The 19,625-nt window shown below is 56.0% G+C and carries 14 protein-coding genes; 10 read left to right on the top strand and 4 right to left on the bottom strand.

Features of this window, described 5'->3' with window-relative positions:
* The first annotated feature begins 18 nt into the window (after positions 1-18).
* Complete coding sequence (locus tag ACZ5DH_RS03020; RefSeq protein WP_464255681.1) at positions 19-1,443, top strand: NADH-quinone oxidoreductase subunit N; 1,425 nt, start codon at positions 19-21, stop codon at positions 1,441-1,443.
* A gap of 551 nt (positions 1,444-1,994) precedes the next feature.
* Here ACZ5DH_RS03020 and ACZ5DH_RS03015 read toward each other — a convergent pair.
* Both ACZ5DH_RS03015 and ACZ5DH_RS03010 read right to left on the bottom strand, forming a co-directional pair.
* The gene (locus ACZ5DH_RS03015) at positions 1,995-4,409 is read right to left on the bottom strand and encodes a methyl-accepting chemotaxis protein (RefSeq protein ID WP_464255680.1); all 2,415 of its coding nucleotides are present in this window, start codon (positions 4,407-4,409) and stop codon (positions 1,995-1,997) included.
* Between the two features lie 537 nt (positions 4,410-4,946).
* The gene (locus tag ACZ5DH_RS03010; protein WP_464255679.1) at positions 4,947-6,095 is read right to left on the bottom strand and encodes a metallophosphoesterase; all 1,149 of its coding nucleotides are present in this window, start codon (positions 6,093-6,095) and stop codon (positions 4,947-4,949) included.
* Positions 6,096-6,258: 163 nt separating this feature from the next.
* On the opposite strand from ACZ5DH_RS03010, the gene ACZ5DH_RS03005 reads away from it, so the two are divergent.
* From ACZ5DH_RS03005 to ACZ5DH_RS02985, 5 genes are all read left to right on the top strand, one after another.
* Positions 6,259-6,669, top strand: a complete 411-nt coding sequence (locus tag ACZ5DH_RS03005) for a hypothetical protein (RefSeq protein WP_464255678.1) — start codon at positions 6,259-6,261, stop codon at positions 6,667-6,669.
* A 294-nt stretch (positions 6,670-6,963) separates the two neighbouring features.
* Entirely contained in the window at positions 6,964-7,998 is a 1,035-nt protein-coding gene (locus ACZ5DH_RS03000; protein WP_464255677.1) for a methyltransferase, read from the top strand.
* Between the two features lie 350 nt (positions 7,999-8,348).
* Positions 8,349-9,806, top strand: coding sequence for an SLC13 family permease (locus ACZ5DH_RS02995; RefSeq protein WP_464255676.1), 1,458 nt, complete (start codon positions 8,349-8,351; stop codon positions 9,804-9,806).
* 38 nt (positions 9,807-9,844) lie between these two features.
* Positions 9,845-10,519 carry a hypothetical protein gene (locus ACZ5DH_RS02990; RefSeq protein ID WP_464255675.1) on the top strand — a complete coding sequence of 225 codons (675 nt, stop codon included), beginning with the start codon at positions 9,845-9,847 and terminating at the stop codon, positions 10,517-10,519.
* A 706-nt stretch (positions 10,520-11,225) separates the two neighbouring features.
* On the top strand, positions 11,226-12,167 hold the full coding sequence (locus ACZ5DH_RS02985; RefSeq protein ID WP_464255346.1) for an IS481 family transposase: 942 nt from the start codon (positions 11,226-11,228) through the stop codon (positions 12,165-12,167).
* Between the two features lie 144 nt (positions 12,168-12,311).
* On the opposite strand, the gene ACZ5DH_RS02980 is transcribed toward ACZ5DH_RS02985, so the two are convergent.
* Positions 12,312-13,583 (bottom strand): competence/damage-inducible protein A, encoded by a 1,272-nt coding sequence (locus ACZ5DH_RS02980; protein ID WP_464255674.1) that lies wholly within the window; start codon positions 13,581-13,583, stop codon positions 12,312-12,314.
* 528 nt (positions 13,584-14,111) lie between these two features.
* On the opposite strand from ACZ5DH_RS02980, the gene ACZ5DH_RS02975 reads away from it, so the two are divergent.
* A complete protein-coding gene (locus ACZ5DH_RS02975; protein WP_464255673.1) occupies positions 14,112-15,401 on the top strand; it encodes an O-acetylhomoserine aminocarboxypropyltransferase/cysteine synthase family protein in 1,290 nt (429 codons plus the stop codon).
* 270 nt (positions 15,402-15,671) lie between these two features.
* Positions 15,672-16,127 (top strand): hypothetical protein, encoded by a 456-nt coding sequence (locus ACZ5DH_RS02970; protein ID WP_464255672.1) that lies wholly within the window; start codon positions 15,672-15,674, stop codon positions 16,125-16,127.
* 274 nt (positions 16,128-16,401) lie between these two features.
* On the opposite strand, the gene ACZ5DH_RS02965 is transcribed toward ACZ5DH_RS02970, so the two are convergent.
* A complete protein-coding gene (locus ACZ5DH_RS02965) occupies positions 16,402-17,370 on the bottom strand; it encodes a glycosyltransferase family 2 protein (protein ID WP_464255671.1) in 969 nt (322 codons plus the stop codon).
* A 492-nt stretch (positions 17,371-17,862) separates the two neighbouring features.
* Between ACZ5DH_RS02965 and ACZ5DH_RS02960 the strand changes: the two genes are divergently transcribed.
* Positions 17,863-18,633: a DUF4198 domain-containing protein gene (locus ACZ5DH_RS02960; protein WP_464255670.1), complete on the top strand. Its 771-nt coding sequence runs from the start codon at positions 17,863-17,865 to the stop codon at positions 18,631-18,633.
* A 343-nt stretch (positions 18,634-18,976) separates the two neighbouring features.
* Positions 18,977-19,609, top strand: coding sequence for a cobalt transporter CbiM (gene cbiM, locus ACZ5DH_RS02955; RefSeq protein ID WP_464255669.1), 633 nt, complete (start codon positions 18,977-18,979; stop codon positions 19,607-19,609).
* Positions 19,610-19,625: the final 16 nt, after the last annotated feature.

The following is a 19,625-nucleotide window of genomic DNA, read 5'->3' as shown; positions in this document are numbered from 1 at the left end:
TCGAGACAAGGCGCACGCATGAACATACACCTTTTTCTTCCTGAGTTGGCCCTTCTGGCAGGCTGCCTTGTGGCTTTCTGCATGACCATCGGCAAGGCTGGAAAAAACGCCATGCGCGTTTCAATACTCTGCGCCGCCCTGGCCTACACCCTGGCCGCCATATGGGCGTTGCCGCTCAAGGGCAACCTTTTTTACGACGCGTACCGTGTGGATCTTTTCTCCCAGATGGTCAAATGCGCCATGGGCGTGGGCTTTTGCCTCATGCTGTTTTTCGGGGGTGAGATCAAGGGCATTGAAGGCGACGTGAAGGCCGAATACTACTTCTTTTTGCTGACGTCCCTGCTGGGGCTGACCCTGCTTGTCAGCAGCGTCGAGCTTGTGACCCTGTTTATCGCGCTGGAACTGTCGTCCTACTCCCTCTATCTTCTCGTGCCCATGCGCTCCGCGCGTGACGGGCAGACATGGCATGTGGAGGCGGCCGTCAAGTACCTGTTCTTCGGCGTTGCCAGTTCGGGCATCATGCTGTTTGGCCTCAGCTGGATATTCGGCCTTACCGGAACAACCTACATGTCCGGCGTACTGCCAGTGCTGCATACGGTTTCATCCCAGCCCGTGGGCGTCATGGCGCTGGTCATGCTGCTGTGCGGCATGTTCTTCAAGCTGGCGGTATTTCCCTTCCACTTCTGGACGCCCGATGTTTACCAGGGCGCGTCCAACGAAACCACCGCCTTTATTTCCGCACTGCCCAAGGTGGCGGCCGTGGCTGTTCTGGCGCGGTTCTGCGCTTTGGCTGCTCCGGATTCCATAGCCTTGCCAAGCCTGCTCACCGTGCTTTCCGTGTGTTCGATGTTTTATGGCAACCTGACGGCTCTTGTGCAAAAAGACGTCAAACGCATGCTCGGCTTTTCGGGCATAGCGCATGCTGGCTACATCCTGCTGGGCATGGTCACCCTCAAAACCTGGGGCTTCGCCACCTCCCTGTACTACGGCATCGGTTATCTCTTCATGATGCTGGCGGCATTTCTGGTGCTGTACACCGTGGCCCCCAACGGCGCCAATGTAAACGTAAAAAATCTCAACGGCTTGTCACGCCGTTCACCCCTGCTGGCCTTCATCATGACCGTGAGCATGTTCGCTCTGGCGGGCATTCCTCCTTTTGCGGGCTTTATGGGCAAGTTCATGCTGCTCACAAGCGCGTACAAGTCCGGTTATGTGCTGCTGGTGGTCATCGCGGCCATCAATACAGCCATTGGCATCTATTATTACCTGCAGGTGGTTCGTGCCGTGTATGCCGAGGACGAAGCCAATACGGCGGACGCCCCTGTGACAACGGCCGGAACCCGCGTTGCCGGCGTCTGTCTTGTGGCCATAACGCTCGCGCTGGGCATTATGCCTGAAACCGTGGTGGACATGGCGTTCAGGGCCATGCAGGCCGCCTGGTAAGATCGCGGCACGCGCTACAGGCGTTTCAAAAACGTGGATCTGGGTTTTCACGCGGTTTTGCACAGGCGTTTTTTGAGCAACAGCACCGGGTATTTCTGCTTTCGGTAGAGTAGATTACGAATGAAATGAGTTAACTGCTCTGCAAAGATTTTCCTGAAAATCCTTGCCGCGAAATGCGAATAGGCAGGCTTTTGCCTGCCGTAAGCGAACATTTCAAGTGTTAAATGCTCTAGCGACCAGATTTTCCACGTGTGGACAGACGAGAGACCGGGGGCCTTGCAGACGTTATAGCGCTGCAAGGCCCCCGGTCTCTCGTCTTGGAGTTGTCAGAGCAGATGGACTTTGAGACAATGTGCTGCCTTGAAGCCCCTGTCTCTGAAACCCCGCTTCAGATCAAAAAACCCTGTGTAATATCACAGAACACAATAAGAGTTTTGGGGGGTGTGGGCGTGGGGGAGGGACCCTTTTGCAAAAGGGTCCCTCCCCCACAAAACATTTCCTCTCCCGCAACGCATATCAATTTCAAAATAACTGCCCTGCCCGTCCAGCCGTTACCGCAGTTCTTCCATAGTGGTTCGCAGTTCCTGGGCCATTTGCGAAAGGTCCTGCAAGGCCACGGAAGACTGCACTATGCCTTCGGAGGTTTCGCCGACGATGCGATTGATTTCTTCAATGGCCCGGCTGATTTCCTCTGATGCGGCGCTTTGCTCTTCCGCCGCTGCGGCAATGGAACTGACGACAGTGGAGTTGTCCGACGCGAGCGTCACTATTTCATCCAGGGCGGCGCCAGAGGCGTTGGCCAGCCCAGTGGCCTCTGTCACACTTTCAACGGCGCTGTGCACCTCGTCTATATTGGTGCGGGCCGAAGCCTGAATAGCGGTGATGGCGGTGCTTACTTCCAGTGTGGCGCTCATGGTTTTTTCCGCCAGCTTGCGCACCTCGTCGGCAACCACCGCAAATCCCCTGCCCGCATCGCCAGCGCGGGCGGCCTCAATGGCCGCGTTGAGCGCAAGCAGGTTGGTCTGATCGGCAATATCGGAAATAACGCCCATAATGCTGCCGATATTTTCCGCCTGGTTTCCCAGTTCGCTCATATTGCCTTGCAGGTTGTGCGCCACGTTGTTCACGGCATTGATGGACTGGACAACCCTGTTGACCAGGCCGGAACCGTCCTCGGCCTTGTGTCGCGAATTCTGGCTCTGGTCGGCGGCCTGAGCCGCGTTTCGCGCAACCTCCAGAACTGTGGAATTCATTTCCGCCATGGCGCTGGCCGTGGACTCCACACGGGTACGCTGAATTTCGGCTCCGCGGGAAATTTCACCCACCTGGGTTGAAAGCTCTTCAGAGGCCGCCGCGAGCCGGTCGGCGATGTTTGAGGCATGATTGGCGACCTCCAGCATGGTCCTCTGCTGGGTTTTTATCTCGGTAAGATCGGTCAAAAGCTGCATCACAGAAGTAATGTTGCCCTGCTCGTCAAGCATGGGAATGGCGGTGTACGCCACGTCCATGGTCTTGCCCTGCGGATGGGCCTTGGTTTCGCCGCTGGCCGGAGCCTTGGTATTCACGGATGTGGTCAGACCGCAGCGGTCACTGCCGTAGTCGTCACGGTGAAACATTTCATAGCAGGTCATGCCGTGCCAGTCGTCTCCAACCAGTTTGCGGGCGATTATATTGATATACGCGGCCTTGAGATCCTTGTTCAGCACAATGACAGGCGAAGGGATATTTTCCAGAACCATGCGGAAGCGATCAAGAATATTGTTTGTGCCGTGAACAAGCACCGCAAATTCGCCTTCAAATTTTTCCGCGTCGCCTTCCGAATTCAGGTAGCCCCCTTCAATCTTCCGTTCCAGCCACTTGTATTCTTCAAGAATTCTGTTGAGGACCAGAGGAATCATTTTCATGGCCTCAACCATTCTTCCGATTTCACCCTTTTCGCGTGTTCGCAATTGGTGGGAGAAATCGCCTCGCGCCATTGCGCTTGCGTAACCCGAAAGGTCGGTAAGCAGGCGAATAAAGCCAACAACCACGCCTGCGGCAAGCACTGCGCCAAAAAAGATGCCGGCAAGGCTTGTGACCAGCATGTACTGCTGGGCGCTCCGGTTTTCATTCAGTATCTGCGGCCCCAGCGTGGTCAGTTCTGCTGTCACGCTGTCATTCAGCGCCACAAGCGCCTCGCGCACCTTGGCTATTTCTGCCAACAGGCTCGACATGCCGGTATTGCCCTGCTCAAGCTGTTTTTCCAGTTTGGCAAGACTTGCATTTATGGAGTCCCTGCTTTTCACAAGGCGTGCATACAGGTCGCGCCCTTCCTGTGTGAAAATGTACGGCGCTGTCTTTTCCATGCTCTCTTTCATAGCTTCCAGATAGCCGCGGGCTTTTTTGCCCTCTTCCATATCACGCGAGTCTGCAAAACGTTCAAGGCTGGCCTGGGCGGACGCCAGATGGGGCCAGACACGGGCAAGGCCCGCAAGGGCTTCAACCGTGCCGGCGTCATGCAGCCTTTGCCCCAACCCGCGCATGTCTTCGACCATAGTGCTCATGGCGGGCTGCACATCTTTGTCGAACAGATCTCTGGCCAGGGTCAGGCTATTTGTAACCACGTCAATCTGCTCATCAAGTTTCTGCGCAGCCGCGAGCATTTTTTTGAGAAATCCAGTGCGCTCGGCGCTCTCAACCAGCCCGTCAGAACGCTTGATCTGCGAGATCAGAGCGCTCACGGAATCATGAGCCACCTTGATGGCGTTTTTATTTCTTGTATCGCGCTGGAACCGAAAAATATCGGACGTTATTGCATTGATCGCGCTGGAGGATTCGCTGCATATCGCATTCAACTGCGCAATTTTTTGGTATGCTTCAAAGTTTGCTGAAGACATTTCAATGTTTCTATGACCAAAAAATGCCATAGAAACAAGCAGCAACACCATGAAAGCGAATCCGATAATTATTCTGTACTTGGTTGTCATGCTGGCATCCATGGGGAGGTTGAAGATGCATTCGCCTGCGGGACTGACACATAACCTTGGCTGGCGACAATCGTGCCTTTTTTCCGCAACACCGGTCGTCAATGAGATTTTAGTCACACCATCTATATTTACTAATCTATAAAAGGCATGCGCATATACGTGGATGATCGCCTGCTTTAGGCCCGACTTTGGCAGGAATTACGCTTGCCCTGTTGCCTCTTGCGTCGCGTGCGGACAAGAAAGCAGGGCCAAGAGGTAAGGCTGGTGCTGCGGTGTGGCCGTTATCCTTAACTTCTAATTATCAAAAACTCCCCCTATTGCAACTAATAATCTATAACGTATTTTTTGTTTTATGAAAAAAAGAATAGGGCAGCGCCATTTTTTGACGCCGCCCCTGCAATGCCTGGAATTTTGATCACCTAACTATAAATTTTTACAGTCTTTTTCACCACCATACCGTATGCCCAAAAAGCAAGGCCTGTACCGTGCACGCCGTGCCGCCTGCGTTGCACCACTATTTTACATCACGGCCAGGCATCAGGCGCTGCGCAAAATTATCCTGGGAATCTCCGATGGTACGCCAAGGCGCACGGGAAATCCGTTCCACACTCCCGCCCCGGAGGTGACGTACATGTTCAGCGCATCAACCGTATACCGCCCGTACAGGTAGCCGCCGTTGAACTGCGCCACCACTGCGTTCATACCCAGTATCTGCCCGCCGTGGGTATGGCCTGAAAGCTGCAAATCAATGCCGTGACGGGCGTTTGCGGCCGCATTGGCGGGCCTGTGTTCCATGAGGATGCGCACCGCGTCCTGTGGCGCGCCCTGAAGCGCTGCAGGCAAATCCGGCCCAGGCAGGCCAAACCGCTCCGCGACCACATCCGTAACACCGGCAAGAACCAGTGGATTCTCCTGGATGTGCAGTACCGCGTGCCCGTTCAGCAGCATACGCATGCCCAGGGCGGGAAAGGCCTTCATCCAGCCGGAAAAGTCGCTGTAATACTCATGATTGCCCACAGAGCCCCAAATGCCGTAGTTCGCCCGCAGTCGCCGCAAGGGAGCCACATCCGCAGCCCTGACTGTGGGGTTGCCGTCAACCATATCGCCCGTGAACAGAATCAGGTCCGGCTTCAGCGTATTGACGCGGTCCACCAGGGCGTTCACCCAGCTGCTCTGCAAAAGCGGACTTGCGTGCATATCGCTGATCTGCACAATGCTCAGTCCGTCCAGAGCCTTGGGGAGCCTCGGGACGACCATTTCAACATTCCGCACGTCCGGCACGCCAACGGCTTCACGCAGGCCCCAGAACGCCGTGCCCGAGGCCAGAACCACCATTATGGCCTGCCGTCTGCCAGAGGAAAAAGCTGACTGCGAAACGGCCGGCTTCGAGCGGCCGCGAATTTTTCGCGCAAGCCACCCAATGACAAAAACAAGATCACGCAGAAGCGTGAACACCAGCAACAGCACCAGCAAGAGAAAGCACCAGCCCTGCGCCAACAGCAGAACGGCCGGAATTTCAGGAGAAGCCAGCCCCCCGAAGACCACGCGGTTGATAAAGTGTTGCTGCGTGATGAAAAGCAGCAGAACGGCCAGCGCGACTTTGGTTTTCCAGCCTGCCCGCAGGGGCAGCAAAAGCCGGACCGCCAGATATATAAAGACGACCCCGCCCATCAAATGTATGAACATGCTTGATTTCCTGTACGGTCAATAAAAATGCTTTTGTAAAAGCAGGAGTTTCAGGTGGAGCAGCCACTTTCAGGTCGAACAGCCAACTGCACGCGGGCAAAACGCCGCACAAGGCTCTTGCCTGGCCGGTTTTACACAACTTCAACCCGGCAGTGGAGACCTTTTGCCTGAAATGTTTTTCTTTTTCGGGCCAGCATGGTTTGTGCCGGTTTGCCGGTTACAACGCAGTATGACGTTCATTTTTCCGCCAGGCAGCGGACAAAGCAGCAGCGCGCCGGGCAGATGGACACAATGTTATCGAAGTCAGAGAATATTCATGATTTTTCTTATGTCCATTCCGCCACATTTTTCGCCAATGGAGCATCACAGCCCTGCTGCCTCCGCTGCTGACGGCCCGCCAGAAGCGGATATGCCAATGACCAGCTGTCTGTTAAGGAAACGCTGGTTTATTCCGTTTGGCGGCGTTGCTTCACTTTTTTTGAAACAGTCGAGGACGGAAGAGTCCACTCCTGCTTCAAAAAAAGATCGCGCCTTGCCAAACGAAACAACTGCGCGTTTCCAAGAGGCTCTTTAATCAGTGTTTTCTTAATGCTATTCTTGGACCATCACATATGAATACTCGTACAAAAAAATCAGACGGACGGCTGTTACAATAACAACAGGCACTTCCGCCGCCGACCTCTGCGCATATGGCAAAAGCATGGTTGGCACCTTGGTCTGGTACGGATATGATGCCCTGAAATGTCTGCTCTGTTTGCCGGAGCCTGCGCATCCCGCTCCGTGGCCAGAGCCGTTTCACAATGAAATCGCTCCAGGTGTCGCCCCAGGCGGCATGACGGCAATCTCAACACTTTTCAGGAGAACCGTTATGGGCTCAGCGCCTTTTGACCATCTCAGCCGAGAAATGACATCCTTCATGCGTTCCAGCGTTCTTGCTGCCCTGGCCGAACTTGATCTTGGCACAGTGATCCTCCAGAACGGCAACAGCCTCGGCGCTGCCGAGCTTGCCCGGCTGTGCGCGTGCGATGAACGGGGCACCGAGGCCCTGCTGGACGCGCTTGCCGCCCTGGGCTATTTCGCCAAAACCGGAACAGGGGCCGCGGCCCGGTATTCCGTGGCAGAAGAATACAAAAACTATCTGGACAGCCGCCACCCATCAACATTTATTCCAATGATGCGGCACATGGCTGGCCTGCAGCGCTCGTGGGCACGTCTTGCGTGGGCCGTGCGGGACGGCAAACCGCAGGACAAAATCCCCAGTATTCTCGGCGCGGAACAGGACAGGGTATCATTCATCATGGCCATGAATTCCATCGCCGTCAGGCTGGTGGATAGCGCCGTAGCTTCGCTGTTCAATGCCGGGGTTCTGTCTGCTGCAAGCAAGGGACTGCGGATTTTGGACATCGGCGGCGCATCGGGCACCTATACTGAAGCCTTTCTCAATAATTTGCCGGAAAGCACCGCCACCATCATCGACCTGCCTGTCGCCATTGCGCAGGCCAAAAACCGCTTTATGGGCACGAGCCTTGAGTCGCGCGTCAGCCTGGTCGAGTGCGACTTTACCAAGGACACCCTGCCCTCAGGCTTCGATTTTGCCTGGGTAAGCGCCATAATCCATCAGATGAACCGCGAAAAAAGCCGCTTGCTCTACGCCAAGGCCCTGGATGCGCTGAAACCTGGCGGCATTGTGGGCGTTCGGGACTACGTGATGCGTGAGGACCGCACCTGCCCGGTCGACGGCGCGCTTTTTGGCATAAACATGCTTGTGAACACCCAAAACGGCATGGTCTACACCTATGAAGAAATCAGGGAAGACCTCGAACTGGCTGGCTTTACCCAGGTTGTCCACGCCGTCGACGTACCCAGCATGTCCGCTGTGGTGACCGCGAAAAAACCCGGGTAGAGCCGTTTTACGTTGAGCTGCTTTGTGGTGGGAACGCCAAATATTGTTGAGCTGCTTTGTGGGGGAGGGACCCTTTTGTAAAAGGGTCCCTCCCCCACGCCCCCACCCCCTAAAACTTTTATCGCCGGTTGACGCCGTGCAAGAGCATGGCAAAACTGAAATGCTCTGACGCCTGCGTGCTAACGCCCGCCGTGCGGTCGTCACCACAGTTTATCTGCGTGGTTAACTCCACGGTACAAAATCAGCAAACAGCACTGCCAGAGGTTGCGCCATGGCTGCATTTCCTGCTACACAGCCAGTATCTCGCGATTTTCTTTCCATTTAATTCTGAGCGGTGCAGGGAGACGACTATGCAGCATGTTTTTTTCAGCAGCTTTCTAGGCAAATCGCCACTCTGGTACAAATATACGGTGCTGGCCTTTCTGGTGGCCAACCCTGTTCTCAATATTATGGTCGGCCCCTTTATAACGGGCTGGCTGCTGCTGCTCCAGTTTATCTTTATTCTTTCTCTGGCGCTGAAGTGCTACCCCATTCCCGCAGGCGGTCTGCTGGCCCTGGAGGCCATCATCATCGGCATGACCACACCCGACGCCGTGTACCAGGAAGTGGCCACCAACCTGCCCACATTGCTTTTGCTCATCTTTATGGTGGCGGGCATCTACTATCTGAAAGACGTGGTCTTTGTCGTTTTTACCCGGCTGTTTATCGCCATCCGAAAAAAACACTGGCTGTCGCTGGCATTCTGCATCGTCAGCGCCACGCTTTCCGCCTTTCTGGACGCCCTGACCCTCATGGCCATCATTATTGCCGTCTGCTTTAATTTTTACGCCATTTTTCGCAAAGTGGCCGGGGCATTTGCTCCCACCAACGGCAAAGAAGCCCCGGAAGTTGAAGAATTCTGCGGTTTTTTGCGCAACATTATCATGCACGGCGCTCTGGGAACAGCCCTTGGCGGCACCATGACCATTGTGGGCGAACCGCAGAACCTCATGATCGGCACCATGATGGGCTGGTCATTCGCAGAATTTTTTATGCACAACGCCATCATTGCGGTGCCGGTAGCCATTGTGGGCTTTATCCTCTGTCCCCTGCTTGAAATCTTCCGCTTCCCCGGTTTCGGGTATCAGCTGCCGGAAGCCATCCGCGAGCTTATTGTCAAGGACGCCGCCAAAAAAGCGCGCCAGCTTTCAGACCAGACGCGCTTTCTCTACATCACCCAGTGCGTGGTGGGCATACTGCTGATTCTGGCCCTGGCCCTGCACGTGGCCGAAATCGGCCTGCTCGGCCTTACGCTGATCATCCTGCTTTCGGCCATGACGGGCAAAACCAAGGAACACGACTTTTCCGAGGCCTTCAACAACGCCATGCCCTTTGTCTGCCTTATCATCATCTTTTTTGCCATTCTTTCGGTGGTGCACGACCAGCATCTGGTGACGCCGCTTGTGGAATGGGTGTTCCAGTTCCAGGGCAAACCCCAGCTGCTGGCGCTGTATGTGGTCAACGGCACGCTGTCGTTTGTGAGCGACAACGTCTTCATCGCCTCAGTCTTCATTACTGAAATGGACAAGGCCCATACGGCAGGCCTGTTCTCCAGCGACTGGTACGAAAAAATCGCCGTGGTGGTGAATATGGGCACCAACATTCCCGCTGTGGCGACGCCCAACGGGCAGGCGGCTTTTCTCTTTCTGCTCACGTCTTCGCTGGCGCCGCTCATCAAGCTCTCGTATATGCGGATGGTCAAACTGGCCTTTCCCTATACTGTGACCATGACTGCCACCGGAGCCATTTGCATCTACTTTTTCCTGTAGCCGCCCGATCCTGGCCAATACATGTGGAGAACATACCGATGAATATACAGTTTACGCCCGCCAAGCTGCTTGTGGTCTTTGGCGAATGCGGCTGCGGCATGGCCATCGTTGACGCCTCCAAAGAAGGAGGCGCGCGCGGCGGCACAAGGCTTCATGGCCGCTGTCTGGCCGAAGAAGGTTGCAGCTGCGGCTCGTGCCCGGATTGTGTTGATCAGGATATTATTCTCATCCTCATGCGGGATGAGGCTGAAAGCGTTATCACTGCCGTTGTGGAAGGGGCTTTGAAAAATCCCAAATGCCGTGCGAGCGCGGCCATAGTGCTGGATGTGCCCAAGGCCATGCTGCGTGCCAGCCAGACAGCCAGCAACGAGCCTTTATTACATACTATCGAGGGAGAAGACATGAAATCCGGCTACACCATGATATGCAGCATCATCAATCACGGACAGGCTGAAGAGCTCATGGTGGTAGCCCGGCAGGCCGGAGCGCGCGGCGGCACCATATTGGGCGCCAGAGGAACGGGCACTGAAGAGGACGTAAAGTTCTTCGGCATCAGCCTGACGCCCGAAAAGGAATTTCTTCTCATCATAAGCGAGAACGCCACAACAGACGCCATTTTACAGGCGTTGGGCAGCCAGCCGGTCTTCAGCGAGCCGGGGGGCGGCATTGTCTTTACCGCCAGCATTGAGCGCTACATATCCCTCAATGCCTGATGCCATCCGCGCCCGGTTCGGCCTGAAGCGGGCGCGTGACGGCAGGCGTAAACCGCCAGCGGCTGCGTTGCGACAATGCCTTTTGCGCCGCTGTATCCTGAAAAGGCCCTGGTGTGCGCCAACGGATCTGTGCCGCCGAAACGCGAGCGCTTCTACTTGTGCCATTGGCCGCCGCATCTTGGCGTAAAAGTTTAGTGAACCCATTGTATTATAAGAAAACACAGAGGCGGGAGCGGCTTTAGCCGCTCCCGCCTCTGAAAAACCGATTCCGCATCCTGCCAGAGCAATTCCACGTTGAATATGCTCTTGCGACTGCGTGAGAGGAACTTGCCGTAAAGGCGTAAACCCTGTTTGCCTGCCCTCAGTATTGCCCCAGTGCATTGGCCCCGAGTGTCTTCCCCGAGGCCTGTCCTGAGTGGCGACTCTGATCATCAAGGCTGATTATCTGCGCTGCTACGCGCTCAAACGGGCGTGTCCACAACGCGGCTCTGCTCTGGAGCAGATTAACTTTGAAATGTTCGCGCACGGCAGGAAAAAGCCTGCCTGCCCGCATTTCGGGCAAGGATTTCCCTTAAAATCCTTGCAGAGCAGTTAACTCATTTCATTCGTAAACTGCTCTAGATGTAATGTTCCAATAGGTTGTTCACCCTCCCAAAATCGGTAAAGCTGGAGTTACCAGACAACAGCAAACCGAGTGAGGGAAAGGGTGAACAGCCATAAGAATGCCAAACTGACGATTCGTAGTCGAGAAGAAATGGTGCGGCGAATGCAATATGAACCGGCTGCCAGAGTGGCAGCTGGATATGGCGTGAGCCTGCGTACCGCAAGAAAATGGAAAAGTCGCCATGCTCATGGCGGGCAGGAGGCGCTTGCAGATCGCGGTTCACGGCCCAGACGTTGTCGTAACAAGCTGTCAGAAGAGGATTTCTGCCGAATATTTGCATTGCGGAAAGCGCGGAAAACCGGAGATGAAATCGCCCTCCGCCTGGATATCTGTCGCAGCAGCGTGTTCCGAGCCTTACGCAAGCTCAGTTGTTCCCGGCTGGCTTCCCTGGAGAAAAAGGATCCTGTCCAGCGCTACCAGTGGGAAAATCCTGGGCAAATGCTGCATTTGGATATTAAGAAGTTGGGCAAGATTGATGGCGTTGGGCATCGCAAAGTCGGTTTGGGCAATGCCCACCGTAGACGGCCAGGCTGGGAATACCTGCACGTTTGCGTTGATGATGCCTCAAGGGCCGCGTACACCGCCATTCTCCCGGATGAAACAGCGGAATCCGCGGTAGAGTTTTTGTGGTTTGCCGTTGCCTGGTATGCCGTGCACGGCATCAAGGTAGAACGAATTTTGACGGATAACGGATCGTGCTACAGGTCGTGGAAGTTTCGTGATGCCTGTCGTGAATTTGGGATAAAGCACAAGCGAACCCGGCCTTACCGGCCACAAACCAACGGCAAGGCAGAACGCTTTATTCGAACAGCATTGAATGAGTGGGCATACGCCGAAACGTATACCCACTCATGGAAAAGAACAGCTTATCTGCCGATATGGACGCATCGTTATAACTTTCTGCGACCACATTCGGCCCTTGGCAAAAAACCTCCAGCTTCGAAGCTAGGGGGGGTGAACAACGTGTTGACACTCTACATCTAGAGCATTTTCACTTTGAAATTGCTCTGGCGACTGCGTGAGCAGGCGCCCGCAGCGAAGGCGTAAGCGCAATTTATTTGCGCTGTTAAGCGCCGAAGCATGCGTGTCTTAAACTTTGAGAATGGACATTCTCAAAGTTAATCTGGTCTAAAGGGCCGCAACGGTCCAAAGGGCTTCCACGGGCAGGCCCGTCAGATGTCTGCGCAGCATGTCCAGCGCGTGACTTGAAGCCAGACGCCGCGTCCATTCCCGCCCAAGGTAGCGCCCCTGCGGCCGCAGTTCACGCAGCCATACCTCCCGGCCATGACTCAACGCCACATACACCAGCCCCACGGGTTTGCTTTCAGTGCCGCCTCCTGGCCCGGCCACGCCGGTAATGCCAAGGCCGTAATCCGCCCCGTAGCGCTCACGCACCCCTGCGGCCATGCTGCGGGCCACTTCCGGACTTACGGCCCCGTGCCGCGCCAGCAGTTCTTCAGGAACCCCCAAAAGCCGGGTCTTGGCTTCATTGGCATAGGTGATCAGGCCGTAGCCGAAGACTTCCGAAGAGCCGGGCTGGTCTGTGATACGCTTGGCCAGCAGCCCGCCGGTGCAGGATTCCGCCGTGGCCACACTTTGCCCGCGCAGACGCAGCCCCTCCACCACCACGGCTTCCAGGCCCGTCACATTGACGCCATAGACGACGTCGCCCAGACGTGCGCGCACCTCGTTGACCACCGGCATGGCCAGAGCTTCAGCAGCCTCGGCGCTCTCCGCCTTGGCCGTCACCCGCACGAACATTTCCGCGTCACCGGCATAGGGGGCGGCCGTGGGGTTGACGCCTTCCGTCAGGTCAGCGATGCGCAACGCCGCCGTCCCCTCGCCAATACCAAAGGTGCGCACCATGAAGGACGCTATGACCGAATCCGCCATGTCCTGCAAAAAGGGCACGACGCTGTTTTCGAGCATGGGCAGAAGTTCGGACGGAGGCCCCGGCAGCAGGATGACCCACTGCCCGCGGCCCGCAGGAACGGCGCAGCCGGGGGCAGTGCCGGCGTCATTGGGAAAGGCCACCGAACCGCGCGGCAGGTATGCCTGTTTGAGCTGATTGGCCGATATGGGCCGCTCGCCAAAATAGTCACGCAGACGGCGCAGGCTGTCCGCATCTTCTTCAAGGGGGCATCCTGTGACCCGCGCCACGGTTTCCTTGGTCATATCGTCATCCGTGGGGCCAAGGCCGCCGGTGGTTATGATGACCTGCGCTCGACCGAGGGCCTCGCGCAGCGCGGATTCAAGCCGTCCGCCATTATCTCCCACCGTATGCACCTGCAAAAGGTCCAGTCCCAGCGCTGAAAGCGCTCTGGCCACGTGGGCGGCGTCGGTGTTGACAGTATGCCCCAGCAGAAGTTCCGTACCCACTGAAATGATTTCCGCCCTCATGCGGCCTCCTTGCGTCCTTGGACCAGATTAGCTTTGAAATGTTTAATATTTCAAAGTTTTCATTCAGCCGAGCTTTATCCGTTGCGACGAAGAAAGCTACGGATAAAGCTCGGCTGAATCCACGCCACGTTGTGGCGCGCTGCGCTCTTGTACAGCGTCAGAGCATTTAAACTTTTTCAGAGTTAAAACGCTCTAGAGCCTTGCCGCCCTGACAGGGGAGGCAGGTCGAGCATGTTAGCGCTTGCCCGCATGCCATGCAACTGGTGTTCACGCTTTGGTGGACGGTGCTGGCGTCTTATGATTTGCCGCATGCCACGCAGATGGGGCCCTATCCGGACCGCGCCGTCGCTGACGGGCATGCCGATTTTGCTAAAGGGCCGGAGGGCCTGTGCTGCCCATGCCCAGGTATTGACAAAGGTGACCGCTTGCGACATGGTATTACATACCAAATCGATAAGAAATACCCATCGGCACAGAAAGCCGGTATGATACAAGGAATAGAGCGGCCCGCCGCAAAGGGGAACCACAATGAATCATGAAAAAGGCCTTCGGTTTGAAACCCTGCAAGTGCACGCCGGACAGGAGAAGCCGGACGCGGCCAGCGGATCAAGGGCCGTGCCCATTTACCAGACGACCTCCTACGTGTTTGACGACTGTGCCCACGCCGAGGCCCGGTTCAACCTGACCGACCCCGGCAACATTTACAGCCGTTTGACCAATCCCACGCAGGACGCTCTGGAACAAAGGGTGGCGGCCCTGGAGGGCGGCATGGGGGCTCTTGCCACGGCCAGTGGCGCCGCCGCCGTCAGCTACGCCCTGCAAAATCTCGCCAGCGCCGGGGATCACATCGTTGCTGCCAAAACGCTGTACGGCGGCACCTACAATCTGCTTGCCCATACGCTCAAGACCTGGGGCATCGAGACAACCTTTGTGGATCCCGCCCGGATGGATTCCTTTGAAGAAGCCATCACGCCGAAGACCCGCGCCATCTTTGTGGAGAGCATGGGCAATCCCCACAGCAACATTGTGGATATGGAAGAGCTTGCGGCCCTGGCCCACCACCACGGCATCCCCCTGGTGGTGGACAACACCTTTGCCACCCCCTGGCTTATGCGCCCCATTGAATACGGCGCGGATATCGTTGTGCATTCCGCCACAAAATTCATGGGCGGACACGGCGCCGCCCTTGGCGGCGTCATCGTGGACAGCGGCCGCTTTGACTGGGCCGCGTCCGGCAAGTTTTCCCACCTGAGTGAGCCAGACCCGAGTTATCACGGCCTGAGCTTCACCAAGGCCGTCGGGGCGGCGGCCTATATAGTGCGGGCACGGGCCATCCTGTTGCGCGATCTTGGCGCAACGATGGCTCCCCTGCACGCTTTTCTTATCCTTCAAGGGCTTGAAACACTGTCGCTGCGCGTGGAACGCCACGTGCAGAACGCCCTGGCCGTTGTGCGCCATCTGCACAATCACCCCAAGGTGCAGACCGTCAATCATCCGAGCCTGCCCCACAGCCCCAGCCACGCCTTGTACAAGCGCTACTTCCCCAACGGGGGCGGCAGCATCTTCACCATTGAAGTCAAGGGCGGAGCGGCCGAGGCCAGAACCTTCATTGACAGGCTGCGCATCTTCTCGCTGCTGGCCAACGTGGCCGACGCCAAGTCGCTTGTGATCCACCCCGCGTCCACAACGCATTCACAAATGACTGAAGAAGAACTTGCACTTACGGGAATCTGGCCCAATACCGTGCGCCTCTCCATAGGCATCGAACACATTGACGACATCCTGGCTGACCTGGATCAGGCATTGGCATCTTTGTAATCATTAAACAAAGCCTTTTCACAAAAGCTCCCATGCGCGTGGCATGGGAGCTTTTGATGTCGCCTTGCCCCAAGCGGATATTTTTGGGCGATATATGGGCTTACGTAAAAAGGCCGTCACATCGTGCGGGCCAGGCCGAAATCCATTGTCTTTTACAAGGGCATTGCATAAAGTGCCTGAGGCGGCGTCATGCCCGCGCGAGCAAAATGTTTTGCCCATAGACGCGGCGCACCGCAGCGTATACTGCGCACCCCTCTGAGGAGAACTTTCATGTTGAAAAAGCTTGTGGCCTTTGTGTTTGTCATGCTTCTGGCCATGCCGGCTCTGGCGGAAGAGCTGAACGCCAAATATTTTACTGTCACGGTTCCCGAAGGCTGGAAGGTCATCATGCCGCCCACTGAAAAGCAGGGCACCACCAGCGCCATCTTCGCCAATTCAGCCGGGGATGCCTCCGTGACGTTCGTGATCGGCCCCACCGGCGGCGCGGATACCAAGACCATTACAGACACGTTTGCCAAACAGTTCAAGGCCGCCAAGCCCCCTGTTGAAAAGGGCGGTCAGTACACCTTTACCTTTGCGCAGCAGAACGTCACAAACCAGGCATGGGTCGCCTCGCAGGGTGACGTGTTCATGCTCACGGTCATGGCCGGCGACCGCAAATCTGCCGCGGCTTTTGTAAAAAAACATATTAAAAGTGCCGATTTTCCTGCATTGCTGCCCAAATAAGCAGTTTTCGTCTGTTTTGACGAAAAAACGGCCATGTCATCGGTGACATGGCCGTTTTTCATTTTTTTACGACACAAACGTCAATTATTAGAGTATGTTAACTGTTAAAAAATCAATTATTAAGAAAACACTGATTAAAGAGCCTCCTGGAAACGCGCAGTTGTTTCGTTTGGCAAGGCGCGATCTTTTTTTGAAGCAGGAGTGGACTCTTCCGTCCTCGACTGTTTCAAAAAAAGTGAAGCAACGCCGCCAAAAGGAATAAATCAGCGTTTCTCTAACCGTGACCGCAATCCTGCCAGATTTTTTTAAGATACATGACAAGTTTTGCATCGAACGCACTGGATTTTCCATGCCTCGCTATTTTGCTGTCCAGCAGCCGCTTGCTGCGCACAAGAGCATCACGCACCGGACTATACGCCGGATCTTCCTCAACCGTTACTTCATGATTCTGGTTCACATCAACAACACGGTACCGTCTGGGCACTTTCCAGTGGCGCAAGCACAGATTGAACAGAAAGCAGTTTATGTTGAAAAGCCCCAGGCCGCCATCACCGGCCACAAAAAGCTCGGAGTGCTCCTTCCGTTTATCAAGGTCGGTCTTGCCATAATCGGTAGCATCATCGGAGCCAAAATCAGTAAAATAGGATGCGGAGTAATAGTAATACTGCGGGAGCTCGGCGCAGTTCATACGTACGCCATAGTCGCCATCTTCCGCGCCATAAAGTCCGTAATCCTCATTCCAGGTGCCCAGAACGTCCGAAAGAACCTTGGGAACCAGCATGCACTGGCCTTGCAGGTTGGTCAGGCAAATACCCAATCGCCCGTCAGGGGTCTCCAGCCCTCCGGCGTTCATGCGCATCTGTTCCATACTATGGCTGGGGCCAAGAGTAGAGAGAGGTTTGCCGTGCCGCCACAAGGCAAAAAGCCTTTCCAGCCAGTCAGGACCACTGACGCAGATGTCATTGTCCAGCTTCAGGTAATAGGGGGCGTCCACAGCGTCCCAGCCTATATTACAGGCGCACGCTATCCCCATATTCTGTGGCAGAAGAAAGAGATTGTCGATAATTCCATCGGATTTAAACTGGCGCAGGCGTTCGCGCAACTCCGGCGAGCTGCGGTTGTCCACAACGGTCACTGAAAACGGGATGACAGAGCTTGTCTTACGCAGGGCAAGAATGGTCTTCTGCGTCAAAAGAGGCCTGTGAAATACGGGAATTGTTATATTTACAAGAGGAGAAGGCACCTATACTCCCTCCTTTTTGACTGCCATCCGCGTCATACCCTGCAAAAACCGTCATATGCCTACCTGGCGGGGGCAACGGTATTTTTCGGCGGCTATCCTGTCAGAACGGACAAACCCCGCCAGGCTTCCGTACCCTGGAATAAGGCCGGGGTCGCGGTCACCTGCAAACAGACGGAACCAGACCCCCTCGAACGGCATGTGGCGCCATTGCCTTCACAGCAAGAATGCATGGGCGGCCGGAACCTGCCATGGCAGGAGAAAAAAAGCCAATAATCTTCTTTATTCCCATAGCCACCTTACTCCAAAAGCGCAAGCGACCCTTCAAGGCATGTGCCAGCACCTGTGATGGCAGCAAGATAGGGACACCTGCTTTCAGGTTGACGCCCACAATGCTCTTGCTACTTTTTATTTTTTTGTGCTACATACGGCCCAAGCGACATAAGGCCGTCAAACATTGTCCACGGTCAAAAAACTCAACGGAAGGATACGATTATGTGGAAGTTCTGCTGCGCGTGCATGGCCCTTGCACTTTTTTGGGGAACCCAGGCTCAGGCCCATTTCGGTATGGTCATTCCTTCCACCCCCACAGTCACGGACAAAAAAGAATCCCCCCTCAAGCTGGATATAGCCTTTGCCCACCCTATGGAACTGCAAGGCATGCCCATGGCGGAACCCAAGGCCTTCACCGTCACGCATGACGGCACGACCGAGGATATCAAAAGTCTGCTCAAGCCTGCCACCATCATGGGCAACAAAGCCTGGACAGCCTCTTACGCCATCAAAAAGCCCGGCGTCTATCAGTTCGCCGTTGAGCCGCAGCCCTATTTTGAACCTGCCGAGGACTGCTTCATCATCCACTATACCAAGACCGTGGTTGCCGCTTTTGGCGAAGAGGAAAACTGGGGGCAGGCGCTGGGCCTCAAGACCGAGATCGTTCCTCTTGCGCGGCCCTTTGCCAACTATGCTGGCAATGTTTTTCAGGGGCAGGTGCTGCTTGACGGCAAGCCCGTTCCCGGTGCGGAAGTTGAGGTTGAAAGCTACAACAAGGGCAAGGGCCATACCGCCCCCAACGAATATTACGTCACCCAGGTCGTCAAGGCCGACCAGAACGGCGTGTTCACGTACGGCGTGCCCTGGGCTGGCTGGTGGGGTTTTGCAGCCCTGAACACGGCTGAAGAAAAAATGAACTATGAGGGCGAAGCCAAATCCGTCGAGCTTGGCGCTGTTATCTGGGTCAACTTCGCGGCTCCCCGCACAAAATAAAAGACGGCTGTACATTGCGGCGGACGTGTGCGCCTTCCCGGGCAGCGCCCCGTTGAGAATATGTATTCTCGACACTCAGGGCGCGCCGGGCAGTACGCCTGACCGAGTGGCAAAATTTCCATTGCGCCCGCACTCGCGTCAGTACTTGCGGGCATCCGGCCACGCTGCCGCCGGGCAATTTTAAAGGCTCATTGCCCATGCCGCAGGGTACAACAGGGAACTCGTGTGAAACACATATTCCGGCCCCATACCGTACGCCACGGCATGGGGCCGGACTGTGAAAGCTTACTGTGAAACTTCAGGAACGCGCCCCATAGTCGACGCTCCCGCATAAGGATGACCCATGCATATTGCCGAAGGTGTTCTGTCCCCCCCCGTTCTGGCCGCAGGCTATGCCCTGACGGCCGTGGGCACGGCCCTTGGCCTGCGCCGCCTGGACTATGACAAACTCATGACTGTGGCCATTCTGGCCGCGACCTTTTTTGTGGGTTCGCTCATACATGTTCCCATCGGCCCTTCCAGTGCGCACCTTATCCTCAACGGTCTTCTGGGCGTGCTGCTGGGGTGGGCTGTGTTTCCCGCCATTCTGGCCGCCCTTGCCCTGCAGGCGCTGCTTTTTCAGTACGGTGGCCTCGTTGTTCTGGGCGTCAACACGTTCACCATGGGCTTTTCAGGGCTCGTGGCCTGGTACGTTTTCCGCAGCCTCGTCCGTCTCTGGCCAGGCGCGAAGGGTTTACGGGTCGCGGCCTTTTGCGGAGGAGCCGTCGGCGTACTGGGCGCGGGACTGCTCACCGCCCTGGCCCTGGCGTGGAGCAATGAAGGCTTCCTCACCGCCGCCCGGCTCATTTTTCTGGCTCACCTGCCGGTCATGCTGGTCGAAGGCCTCATCACAATGTTTACCGTGGGCTTTATTGCCCGTGTCCGCCCGGAAATGCTGCACGTTTCCAGCGCTGCAATCCAGCCGGGCCGGGCCTGAGCAGCCGGAAAGGAGT

It is taken from the genome of Desulfovibrio simplex (assembly GCF_055387835.1).
Note: the sequence above shows the minus strand (reverse complement) of the source record. Positions and strands in the feature narration are given on the sequence as shown.